The sequence below is a fragment of the Paraglaciecola sp. T6c genome (assembly GCF_000014225.1).
GTDB lineage: Bacteria > Pseudomonadota > Gammaproteobacteria > Enterobacterales > Alteromonadaceae > Paraglaciecola > Paraglaciecola atlantica_A.
In genome coordinates this window covers 135,661-148,068 of sequence record NC_008228.1, presented here as the reverse complement: position 1 = coordinate 148,068, position 12,408 = coordinate 135,661, and the positions used below count along the sequence as shown (strand labels likewise).

Sequence of the window (12,408 nt, the reverse complement as noted above, 5' to 3'; positions counted from 1 at the left end):
CAGAGATAGCGGGCTTTCACCTAGGCTCTGTGCTTATTCAGCTGGGCCGATTAACTCGATTTCTGCAATTTGCATTAAATTGCTGTCACCTTTGTTTTTGCTGATATTGATACGATAGCTCGAGTAAGCAAAGCCGTTACGCATTTCGAACAGTTTGCGCTCAAATCGAGCATCAAAGCTTTCGCCTATCCACGATTCGACTTCGTCCCACGTGGCACCACCGTCATTTGAGCCCAAAACGGTAAAGTTCTCAGGATCACGCTCTGGTGAGTCGTTAGCACTGGTGATCGCAATGCTGTTAACGATACGTGGTGCGACGAAATCAAGCTGCACCCACGCTGGGTCTTCAGCACTGGGCACGCCACCGTTGTCTAACCATTTGGTTTGCGTATCATCGTCAAAGGCCATCGTTTCGGCTTCGTTGTCGCTAATGCGTGCCCGACCGGTTATTGTGGTACCTGCATCAGACGAAATATCAACCGAAGCAACCTGTGGCCCAATAAGCTCTATTTCAGCAATTTGCATTAAGCTGGTATCGCCTTTGTTTTTGGTAATGTTAAAGCGATAAAAGCTAAAGCCAACATCATTGGAAAACGCATATTGCTTACGCTCGAAGCGCTCATCAAAGCTCTCACCTAACCAACTGGCTAGCTCGGTCCAATTTTCATTGTCGTTTGATGCCCAAACCGCAAAGTTCTCTGGATCACGCTCTGGGGCATCATTGGCACTGGTTAGAGCCAATGTGTTCACAGCTGCGGCTTCAGGCAAGGCAATCACGACCCAAGACGGCTCTTCTACCGACGGAACACCGCCGTTATCTAGCCATTTGGTTTGCGTATCGTTATCAAACGCCATAGTACCTGCTTCACCGTCACTGATGCGCGCGCGCTCAGTATAGGTTACGTCTGGGCCGTGACTGTGTTGAACACTCGGCATTTCAGGACCAATCAACTCAATTTCTGCCAGTTGCATTAAACTGGTATCGCCTTTATTTTTAGTGATATTCAGTCTGTAGCTGCTGTATGCCAGTGCATTGCTCGCACTGAACAACTTACGCTCGAAACGCTCGTCGAATGACTCACCAAGCCAATCGCCGATAACCGTCCAAGTCGTTCCACCATCATTTGAGCCAACTAAAGTAAAGTTCTCTGGGTCGCGTTCTGGTGCATCATTGGCACTGGTAATGCCAAGCACGTTGACTGCAACCGCTTCTGGGAAGTCCACTTGCACCCAAGAAGGGTCTTCAATTGAAGGAACACCACCGTTATCTAACCATTTGGTTTGTGTGTCGTTATCAAACGCCATGGTTTCTGCTTCACCATCACTGATACGTGCACGGCCACTGATCGCACCTGTACCGACAGGGTCTGTGTGATCTGTACTTGCGTAAATAGGCCCAACAAGCTGAATTTCAGCCAATTGCATTAAGCTAGTGTCACCTTTATTTTTAGTGATGTTCAAACGATAAAACGAATACGCTAAACCGTTAGAGAACGAAAATTCTTTACGCTCAAAACGCTCATCAAAAGATTCACCTAAAAAGCTTGCCACCGTGACCCAGTTTTCGCCGTCATTAGATGCCAGTAAATCGAAGTTTTCAGGGTCGCGTTCTGGCGCATCATTGGCACTGGTAATGAACACACTGCTCACCGCATGGGCCTGGGCAAACTCAACCTGAACCCAAGCTGGGTCTTCAACAGAAGGCACACCGCCATTGTCTAACCATTTGGTTTGCGCGTCTTTATCAAACGCCATGGTTTCCGCTTCGCCGTCACTGATGCGCGCACGCCCTGTGATAGTGGCACCCGCTAAGTTTTCAGTAGTGGTCACTTCTTGAACTGGGCCGCTGCTATCATTAGAAAGTGCAAACGATAAGCCAAGGTCAATCACGCTGTCGGCTGAAACCCCTAATTCAGACAAGAAAGGCACTGCGCTAACAGAAGCAAGCAAACGCTCCCTGATAGGCGTAAGGGCAGTGGTGTCACCCTCGATAGCCGTGGTAATAGCGGTATTAACCGCATCAAACTGCTCGTTAAAGCTTTCGGTTGTTGCGATGTTCGCAAATGCCGCATTGGCCAAGGATAAAGTGATAATAGCTGGAGATACCAATACGTCCGTACACTCATCCATGGTCACTTCATTGCCTTGTGCATCTGTTGAGGTCACAGGAGCACAATCTTCACCCATCACAAAGTTGTCGTAAGACTCTGCACTAATTAGGGCAGTTTCAAACAAGTTTACTCCTGACGTCGCCACACCCAATGCGCGAAGCGCCAACTCAGATGCGATAACGGCCTGGGAATCAAACAAGACTTGTTGAGTGATATTCGCGCCGCCTGCAACGGCACTTTCCACTATTGGCGTGGCAATAGTAGTCAATGCATTTGCGTGAAAGGGTAGGCTGCTGCTGTTTGCAGCTGAACCGTAAGGCACGTTCACAAAAGATAAAGAGTTAAGCACTGTCCCTGTTAGCGGCTCGCCACTTAGTTCTTGGCCTAAAGCTACCCCAGCGCAATCAATAGCATCACACATCATGCTGGTGGCATCGGTTGCTGTTACGGTTAATTTAAATGGACTGTTGATGCCAAACCCAAGGTCGCTTTGAACGACTACGTTGACAGCTCCCGATGCATCAGTTAATTCACCATTGATAATAGTGATGGGTGAATTGTTCATCTGTTCAACACTGATTTGAGCGCTATCTAAGCGACCTTTAACTGCCTCACCGGCAAGGGTCGCCTCTGTGGTAACACGCGTGTCTACTGCATCACTTGGGTTGGGATCATCGGCACTGCCGCCACAACCGTACAAGGTGCTCATTGCCATCAGCATGGCCACTGTGGTTTTATTCATTTTGAGCTTTTTCATTATTATTCCTCTATTCAATCTGTCTTTTACGTTTCCATTTAACCGACTCTTACGAGCCGGTCTGACGCATTAAAATCTGTAATTGACGCCTGCAAAGAAGCGACGCCCGCTGTACGAATTAGTTAAGAAGCGTACTTTGGTGTCATCCCCTAAATGGACGTAATCTTCTGATTTAGTCAGATTGATAACCGAGGCGCTCAAGGTGATATCTTCGTTTATGTTATAGCTGGCGTTTACGTCAACTTGATCATAGGTATCGCTATAACGGTTGATGTCCCAATCTTCGGCCAGTACTCCAATTGTTGGGCCTCTGCGGTTATATGAAACGCGAAGGCTGTAATCGTCATTCTCATAAAAGGCCGAGAAGTTACCTTGATATTTTGAGCTGCCCGTTAATGGCGATTCACCCACTAGGCGACCATCAGCCTCAACGGTAGCGGCGCTGGTGATATTGCGTGTGTAGTTACCCGATACCCCAAAGCCGTTTTCAAAGAAATGCTGGAATGAGAACTCAACCCCTTTAGACTCAGCATCAGTGCCGTTGGCCGCGGTGTCGAAATCACGTACCAATATGTCTCCACCAACATTGACCGTACCACCACCTGACTCGACCAAGGTAAACGTTTGATCAGGAACACTGCTGTTCACATCTAACGTGAATGGCACAACGAAATTATCAATATTTTTTAAGAACACAGCCAAGCTGACGCCCGAGCCTTCCCCGTAGTAGTACTCTAGTGATAAGTCGTATTGCACTGATTCAAGAGGACGTAGCGATGAATTACCGCCGCTGCCTGTCCAGCCTTCACTGTCACGCAGGGGATCATAATCTGGGCGATCGCTAGAATCTGCTTCCCACTCACTTGAGTTGTAGGTCAATGTTTGGAATTGGCCTAAATCAGCATAATCAGGGCGTGATAACACTTTCGCTGCTGCGCCGCGCAATACCCAATCATCGTTGATATCCCAGGCGATGTTAAAGCTAGGCAGAACGTGGCTGTATGAATTTTCTTTAGGGTTAACAATCACGTCGCGCACAATACCGTTAACTTGGGCAACGTCATCTCCGTCAAGATTGACGCGGTCTAAGCGAAACTCCAAACGATCACTGGCGGTGTTGGTGTTAACTGTGTCTACAAAACGTACGCCAAAATTACCGCGGAAATTTTCCCAACGATAATCAGCTTGCACGTAAGCAACTTTAACCTCTTCTTCTACGTCATAGACAAAGTCGGGTTCAAAACGGGTGTAACGTTGGAAATTGGTCTCTAACTCATTTTGATATTTGTTCCAGTTCACAACCGGGAACAAGTTCGTATTAATTGACCCACCTAAGTTTCCTAAAGGCTGGTCAGCAATCACAGTGGTAAGCAGTGGAATACCGCCATTACGTGAGTAATCATCATCCAGCGTGATCCCGCCAGGACGTGCTTCACCTGCTGCGATATCAAAATCTTTGGCTAGATAGTAGGTATTGCGTGTGTCACGATGAATAGAGCCTTTACGATACTTCACACCAAAGCGCAGCGTTTCAACTATGCCCCAGTCAACAAACCAATCCGTATCAATCTGGGCGTAATCTTCTTCTTGAGTCCCGCCAACAAAGCTTGAATCCGTGGCGCCTATATCCGCTTCACCACCTTCACCGGCCTTTAAGCGATTAAACATTTCTGGATCAATATTAGTGACTAGGTTTTCGTTTTCAAAACGCCAGCCCCAATAATCTGCAGTACTACCAGAATAATATGCGGCACGGTACTTTTCAGTCGGCCCACCTTCAGCTTCTGTATGACCAGCAACAAATTTCACATTAAAGTCGCCGCCTTCGTATTCCATGAAAAAGTCGAACGTGTCAGACGTAGACTCTTCAACCACGTACTCGCCGTTCATGCGGGGAATTTGCGTATCTAACGCTTCTCCTGAAACGCCTCTGGCGTAGTCAATACCTGTGACGTATTGCGCTTCTGCATCAACGTATACGTCCGTCCAAAATTGGTTGGTATCATGCCACTCAGGGTATTCAAGTTGGTGTAAAACCGAATCTAAGCCGAGTTTGAATTGAAAGTAGTTGAAGCCAACTTCTAAATTATCAGTGGGGCGCCATTGCGCAGTAAACTGCACGCCAGTGCGCTCGCGATCTTCTTCTAATACTTCTTGAACTAAACTTTGGCGCGCATATCCTTGGGCACCGCCTTCAATCTCTTGACCGTTGCGACGCTCGGTATACAAAAAGTTTTGATTGATGATATTGACTCGAGAAGTCTGAGTACGGTTGGTTCTGTCTTGCTGTGTAAAGCCCACCAAAAAACCAAAGTCTTCTTCGTCAGTCTTCCAAGAATAGATACCACTTAGCTGAGGCTCGTAGGAATCTGTAATATCTGCATAAGTGTATTCGAGGCTAACTACGCCCGAGTTTTTATCCATGTCTAGCGGTTTACGGCTATGTACTATGACCGTACCGCCGATACCGCCTTCATCGAGGCGGGCTTCAGACGATTTAAATAACTCGACCTTACCGACTAAGTTTGAAGGCAGTAACTCGTAGGAGAACGAGCGAGACGGGTTACCAGAAGAGGCTGCAATAAAGTTACCGTTTAATTGGGTAAACGTCAGGCTAGGCGATAAACCACGTATGCTCACACTTGAACCTTCGCCGCCGTTGCGCTGAATAACAACACCAGGTACACGCTGCAAAGAATCCGCAACGTTTTTATCTGGGAACTTACCGATATCTTCTGCCGTGATGGCATCCACTACCGCGTTCGACAATCGCTTGATTGCTAAATTTTCTGCAGCTGAAGCACGAATACCACGTACTTGAATGACCTCAGTTTCTGCATCGCTGCCACTGGGCTCTTGGTTTGTCTGCTGTGCTAACGCGTACGAAGGTACAAGACCCATTGCACACACAACCGCAAAATTCAGCATTGATTTACCGAATATTTTGTCACTGGTGTTGTTCATATGTGTTTTCCTAATCGCCATCGGATATTTCCGTTTAACCAAATGTAACCGTGAACATGTGTCACAGCCCACTTTAGTAACCGCTTATTTTTTCTTTGTTTTATGCTTTTTACAGAACACTGAATTAGTAAATTCCTACCCAATAAAATGTAATCGATTACAATTTACCGGAAAAATATAGAGCCACTCTTATAACATGTCAACAACTTAAGCTAAAAAATATACAAAAAATTAACAAGGCAAAATAAAAACAATCTTTTTTGATGGCCTTTGTTTAACACGAAAATCACTTTTAGATAGGAGCGGGGCCGCTACTTTCACGCTCAAGCAGTTGAAAAGGAAGCATTTCGCTACTGCGAGTCAACGGAACCCCATTAATTACATCACTGAGGATCTCCATTCCTCTGCGACCCATTTCATAAGCGGGTTGATCAATAGTTGTTAACGGGGGATTCATAAAAGCAGCCACTTTTACGTTATCAAATCCCACCACGGAAATATCTTCTGGTACTCGTAGTCCTTGGCGATGAATTTCGTGCATGGCACCAATCGCTATATCATCGTTAAAGCAGATAACCGCGCTGGGTCGATTAGGTTTTTCTAATAATTGGCGCATACCTTCTATGCCATTTTCAATGCTATAGCTTTGCCCAACTATCATGTCTTCGTCAAACTCAATATCCTCTTCCGCTAAGACACTGCGCAGCCCGTAGAGACGATCTTTATGAATTTGGCTAACCACTTGGCCCACAATAACAGCGAACTTGGTATGTCCATAACTGACTAAGTGATGGGCTAAGGCGCGGCTAGCGGCATAGTTATCAAGCGCCACGACTGGGTATTTTTTATCAGAGTGAATACGTTCACAAACACTGACCATAGGAATAGTTTCAGCTAATTTGGCATCATCTTCAGTAAAGGGAAATGAATGATCGAGTTGAATTAAGCCATCAGCCCTATTGGTCAATACCATAGAAGCATAATCACTTTCGCGCTTACTCTCCCCTTGGGTATCGCACAGTAACACTGTAAAACCACGTTCTTGGGCGGCCTGCTCAATGCCGCCAATGATGCGCATAAAGAAGGGGTTTATCAGATTAGGAACTAAAACAACGATAGTATTTGTGCGCCCAGTTTTAACACTGGTCGCTAACCAGCTTGGCCTATAACCCGCTTCACGAACGGCTTTCATCACCTTTTCTTTGGTTCGAGCGGTGACCATATCTGGCATTTTAAGTGTGCGTGATACTGTTGCGGTTGATACGCCTGCAAGCTCACTTACTTTTTTAATATTCGTCATTTACGACTTCCGAAAGTCAGGCCCCATTATGGCCGTGGTTAGTTAATTGCACCGTTAGAGCAATAGCTTAGGTAAAGTAAATACCTGAATATGTAAATAATATCAATCTTGTGACGAAAGTAATTACTGTAATCGATAACAAAACAACGGTCGAACAGCCGTTTTTTCAGTAGTAAGCGCTTGTTTTGGCTTTTAATTGGACATAACACTAGACCATTAAATTGTAATCGATTACAATTTTACAAAGCGTTAACGTTTGACTTAAGTATTTAGCTTAAAAATAACTATCATTATAAAGTGAAACGGTGGCAAAAAGCTGCCATAGAAAACTGACTCACGTAGGTGTAAACAAATGAATTACAAGCTTATTTTTACCATTCCTGGCTTACTGTTATTGGCCTCATGCGGCATGACAACAGAACCCAAGGAGGCTGTTGCAACCGCACCTTCGGTTGATTTGGTTGATTATGTTAATCCGCTTATGGGTACGGATTCCAAGTTCAGTTTATCAAATGGCAATACTTATCCAGCGATAGCCACGCCATGGGCAATGAATTTCTGGACACCGATGACTGCCCCCATCGGCGATGGCTGGACGTATAAATACAACGACGATCAAATTCGCGGTATTAAGCAAACACACCAACCCAGCCCTTGGCTAAACGACTATGGTGCATTTTCTTTAATGGCGGTGACAGGCGAAATGAAATTTAACCAAGATGATCGTGCGTCTTGGTACTCCCACAAGGCAGAACAAGCCAGTCCTGATTACTACAGTGTGTATTTAGCCTCTTACGATGTCACCGCTGAGGTAACGCCTACCGAACGCGCTGCGCAGTTTCGCTTTACTTTTCCTGATACCGACAATGCCTTCATTATCTTAGATGCATTCGACAAAGGCTCTATGGTGAAAATCATCCCAGAAGAGCGAAAAATAGTCGGTTATGCGCGCAATAATCACGGTGGTGTGCCGGACAACTTCCATAATTATTTTGTGGCAGAATTTGATAAAGACTTTGAAATCAGCCGTACTTGGACTGACGAATACCAATTAAACGCAGATGCTATTCAAAGCAAAGGCGAGCACGTAGGTGCCGTTATCGGTTTTAAAACCAAGCGCGGTGAAACGGTATCAGTGAAAATTGCCTCGTCATTTATTAGCCCTGAACAAGCACAGCTCAATTTAGACCGAGAAATCGGCCAAGACACCTTCGACACCACCCGTGAAAAAGCCCATAAGTATTGGCAGGACGAGCTGTCACGCATTGAAATAGTCGACGACAACAAAGACAACCTACGCACGTTTTACTCTGCGCTTTACCGCGTCTTATTATTCCCGCGTAAGTTTTACGAGTACAACCAAGCGGGTGAAGTCGTGCATTACAGCCCTTACAACGGTGAAGTGCTGCCCGGCTACATGTTTACCGACAATGGCTTTTGGGACACTTTCCGCGCGGTATTCCCCTTCTTTACCCTAATGTACCCAGAGCTCGACGCACAAATAATGGAAGGCTTAGCCAATACCTACAAAGAATCCGGTTGGTTGCCTGAATGGGCTAGCCCAGGCCATCGCGGGGTAATGATTGGCTCTAACTCCGCAGTGAATATTGCTGATGCCTACCTCAAGGGTATCACCGATATCGACATCGATACGCTTTACGAAGCCATAGTCAAAAATGCTCAAGTCGATGAAGGTCGCCCGGTTAGCTCAGTCGGTAGAGAAGGCGTCGATTATTATAACGAGTTAGGTTATGTGCCTTACGACGTTGGTATTCACGAAAACGCAGCACGTACCCTTGAATACGCCTTTGCCGATTTCAATATTTATCGCCTCGCTGAGCGCTTAGGTAAAACCGACGATGCTGCCAAGTACAAGCAAAGAGCGATGAATTACAAACACTTGTTTGATAAAGAAAGTGGATGGATGCGCGGTAAAAACGAAGACGGCAGTTTTCAAACCCCGTTTAACCCTTTGAAGTGGGGTGATGCATTCACCGAAGGCAATAGCCTGCACTACACCTGGTCTGTGTTTCATGATATCTCAGGTTTGAAAGACATGATGGGGGGCGATCAAGCCTTCGTGAATAAACTTGATAGCGTGTTCAGCATGCCACCTACCTTCGACGACTCTTATTATGGCTTTACCATTCATGAAATTCGCGAAATGCAGATCGTGAACATGGGCAACTATGCCCACGGTAACCAGCCTATTCAGCATATGAGTTATTTGTACAACTACGCTGGCCAGCCGTGGAAAACCCAATATCACGTGCGCAACATCATGGATAAGCTTTACTCAGCCACGCCTGATGGCTACTGCGGCGATGAAGACAACGGTCAAACGTCCGCTTGGTACGTGTTCAGCGCCCTTGGTTTTTACCCTGTAGCGCCCGGTAGCGATGAGTACGTGTTAGGTAGCCCACTGTTCGACAAAGCCACGTTGCATTTACAAAACGGTGAACGCTTTACCGTCAAAGGCAATAACAACAGCAAAGACAACGTCTATGTGAATAGCGCCAAACTAAATGGCAAGACTTTCGATAAGACCTTCTTGTCTCATCAGCAAATTCAGCAAGGCGGTGAAATATCTTTTGATATGACCAACCAACCAAACAAGTCATGGGCCACCAGCAAAGAAGCCGTGCCCTATTCAATGTCGACCGCCGACTAATCCACCCATTTATTAACGTGCCAGTTTCGACTGGCACCTTTTACGAGTAAAAAATTATGGCAGGACCGATTTCTCAATCATCCGTAACCTTAAGTGAGCCCGCGAAGAACAGTCACTTTGCCTTCGCAGCAATGACCACCTTGTTTTTCATTTGGGGGTTTATTACTGCATTAAACGATATTCTTATTCCGCATTTAAAAGCGGCTTTCGACTTGAACTATACCCAAGCCATGCTGGTTCAGTTTTGCTTCTTTGGGGCCTACTTCATCATCTCGCCTTTCGCTGGTAAGTTAATTGAAAAGATAGGGTATATTCGCGGCATCATTACCGGGTTGGTGACCATCGCCATAGGTTGTGGCATGTTCTATCCAGCGGCCGAAGTCGAAGTGTATGCAGTGTTTTTACTCGGTTTGTTTATTCTCGCCAGTGGAGTAACCATTTTGCAGGTGTCGGCCAATCCTTATGTCGCGGTGTTAGGTCCAGAGAAAACCGCCACCAGCCGCTTAAGCCTGGCACAGGCGATTAACTCTGTTGGTCATACGCTTGGCCCTATGTTTGGTGCTGCATTGATTTTTGCCGCAGTTGGGGTGGCATCTGAAGACGCAGACATCGACGCCAAAGCAGTACAATTACCCTACTTGTTACTCGCAGGCGTAATGATCGCCACAGCTATTGGTTTCAAATTTTTAAAACTACCCACCATCACTGCCAATGAAACCGAACAAGAAGTGAAAAGCACGGATTCTATTTGGTCTCACAAAGCGTTAATTTTCGGTACCCTCGCGATCTTCTCCTACGTGGGGGCTGAGGTAAGCATCGGTAGTTTCTTGGTAAACTACTTTTCGCAACCTGAAATAGCTGGGCTAAACGAACGCCAAGCCAGCCAAATGGTCTCCTACTACTGGGGTGCAGCTATGATCGGGCGGTTCGTTGGTGCGGCGCTAACCCGCATTATTTCGCCTATCTACGTATTGGCGTTTAATTCAGCAGTAGCCATTATCTTGTTATTTACCACCATGAATTCTCAAGGCGATTTGGCCATGTGGAGTGTGATTTCAATCGGTTTCTTCAATTCAATTATGTTTCCCACCATATTCACCTTGGCCATTCGCGGCTTAGGCCCACTGACAGGACGTGGCTCAGGTTTACTGTGCCAAGCTATTGTTGGTGGCGCAATATTGCCCTTGATTCAAGGTTACGTGGCCGACGTTACGAGTGTTCAGTTTAGCTTTATCGTGCCAGTTGCTGCGTATGTCTATATTGCATGGTACGCCCTATTTGGCTCTAAAGTGAAAAGTGCTGACGCCCCTACGCCAGCGCCTGTAGCCAGCTAGTTTTAATCCCACTTAATGAGAAAAGCCCTGTCGCCTAATCTGGCGACAGGCTGCAAACCTAATAAGCGAGTAATTATTGATGAACTATCACAGCCCCGCATTTTTAATGACCCACTGCCAAGATATCTTGAATTTTTATGATCCTAGGGTGAAAGACGCCCAAGGCGGTTACTTTCAGAACTACATGGATAACGGCGATCTGTTTGATTCAGGCTTTAAACAACTGGTTAGCAGTACACGTATAGTGGTGAACTATGCCGCAGCAGGCATGCTATTTCAGCGCGACGATTATTTAGCCATGGCCCGTCACGGTCTGGATTTCGTCGAACAGATTCACTGGCAGCCAGATGCTGACGGTTACGCCTGGACTCTGCAAGACAACCAACCTCAAGACATGACACAGCAAGCCTACGGCTATGCATTTGTTTTGCTCGCTTACGCTGCTGGGCGCAAAGCCGGAATTGTGACCAACAACGACATGCTGCTAAAAACCTACCAACAACTTGAGAGTCGTTTTTGGCAAGATGAGTTTGGTTTATACGCAGATGAAATTAGCCCAGCGGGTGAACTCAGCCCTTATCGCGGTCAAAACTCCAATATGCATTTATGTGAAGCTATGTTGGCGGCTTATGAAGCCAGCGGCGAGCAAGTGTTTCTGACACGGGCACAAACCCTTGCTGAAAACATTGCCTTTCGCCAAGCGGACTTAACTGACGGCCTGATTTGGGAACACTACACCACTGACTTTCAGCCCGACTGGGAATACAACAAAGATGATCCCAAAAATCTGTATCGTCCTTGGGGGTTTCAACCCGGCCATCAAACAGAGTGGACCAAGTTGCTGTTAATTTTGCATCGCCATGCCCCAGATCAAAAACTGGTTGAGCGGGCGAAAAGCTTATTCGATCGCGCTTATGAAAAGTGCTGGGACGCCACCCACGGTGGGTTAATTTACGGTTTCGCACCCGATGGCACTTGGTGTGACGACGACAAATACTTCTGGGTACAGGCAGAGAGCTTTGCCGCAGCTGCGATGTTATTTTCAGTCACCCAAGATGAGCAATACCTCACTCAATACAATGCGCTCTGGGACTACAGCTGGGAGCATATGATTGATCATCAATACGGTGCTTGGTTCAGAGTACTTCATCGAGATAACAGTAAATACAGTGAGCAGAAAAGTGCTGCGGGCGCTAAGTGTGACTACCACACCTTGGGCGCGTGTTTCGAAGTATTGCGCACGCTCGGCAATACCGGCTTAAAGTAAACGG

The 12,408-nt window shown here is 46.4% G+C and carries 6 protein-coding genes; 3 read left to right on the top strand and 3 right to left on the bottom strand.

The genetic code is table 11. The annotated features are described in order from the left end of the window. Window positions 1-33: 33 nt before the first annotated feature. The 3 genes from PATL_RS00650 to PATL_RS00640 all read right to left on the bottom strand — a co-directional run bounded on the left by PATL_RS00650 (window position 34) and on the right by PATL_RS00640 (window position 7,132). Window positions 34-2,868, bottom strand: coding sequence for a discoidin domain-containing protein (locus tag PATL_RS00650; protein ID WP_011573061.1), 2,835 nt, complete (start codon window positions 2,866-2,868; stop codon window positions 34-36). A 69-nt stretch (window positions 2,869-2,937) separates the two neighbouring features. After that, the gene (locus PATL_RS00645) at window positions 2,938-5,832 is read right to left on the bottom strand and encodes a TonB-dependent receptor (protein WP_011573060.1); all 2,895 of its coding nucleotides are present in this window, start codon (window positions 5,830-5,832) and stop codon (window positions 2,938-2,940) included. Between the two features lie 292 nt (window positions 5,833-6,124). Further along, window positions 6,125-7,132 (bottom strand): LacI family DNA-binding transcriptional regulator, encoded by a 1,008-nt coding sequence (locus tag PATL_RS00640; protein ID WP_011573059.1) that lies wholly within the window; start codon window positions 7,130-7,132, stop codon window positions 6,125-6,127. Between the two features lie 352 nt (window positions 7,133-7,484). Between PATL_RS00640 and PATL_RS00635 the strand changes: the two genes are divergently transcribed. The 3 genes from PATL_RS00635 to PATL_RS00625 all read left to right on the top strand — a co-directional run bounded on the left by PATL_RS00635 (window position 7,485) and on the right by PATL_RS00625 (window position 12,404). Then, the gene (locus PATL_RS00635; RefSeq protein WP_011573058.1) at window positions 7,485-9,803 is read left to right on the top strand and encodes a GH92 family glycosyl hydrolase; all 2,319 of its coding nucleotides are present in this window, start codon (window positions 7,485-7,487) and stop codon (window positions 9,801-9,803) included. 56 nt (window positions 9,804-9,859) lie between these two features. Continuing rightward, window positions 9,860-11,137 (top strand): sugar MFS transporter, encoded by a 1,278-nt coding sequence (locus PATL_RS00630; protein WP_011573057.1) that lies wholly within the window; start codon window positions 9,860-9,862, stop codon window positions 11,135-11,137. A gap of 79 nt (window positions 11,138-11,216) precedes the next feature. Next, window positions 11,217-12,404 carry an AGE family epimerase/isomerase gene (locus PATL_RS00625; protein ID WP_011573056.1) on the top strand — a complete coding sequence of 396 codons (1,188 nt, stop codon included), beginning with the start codon at window positions 11,217-11,219 and terminating at the stop codon, window positions 12,402-12,404. The last annotated feature ends 4 nt before the right edge of the window (window positions 12,405-12,408 follow it).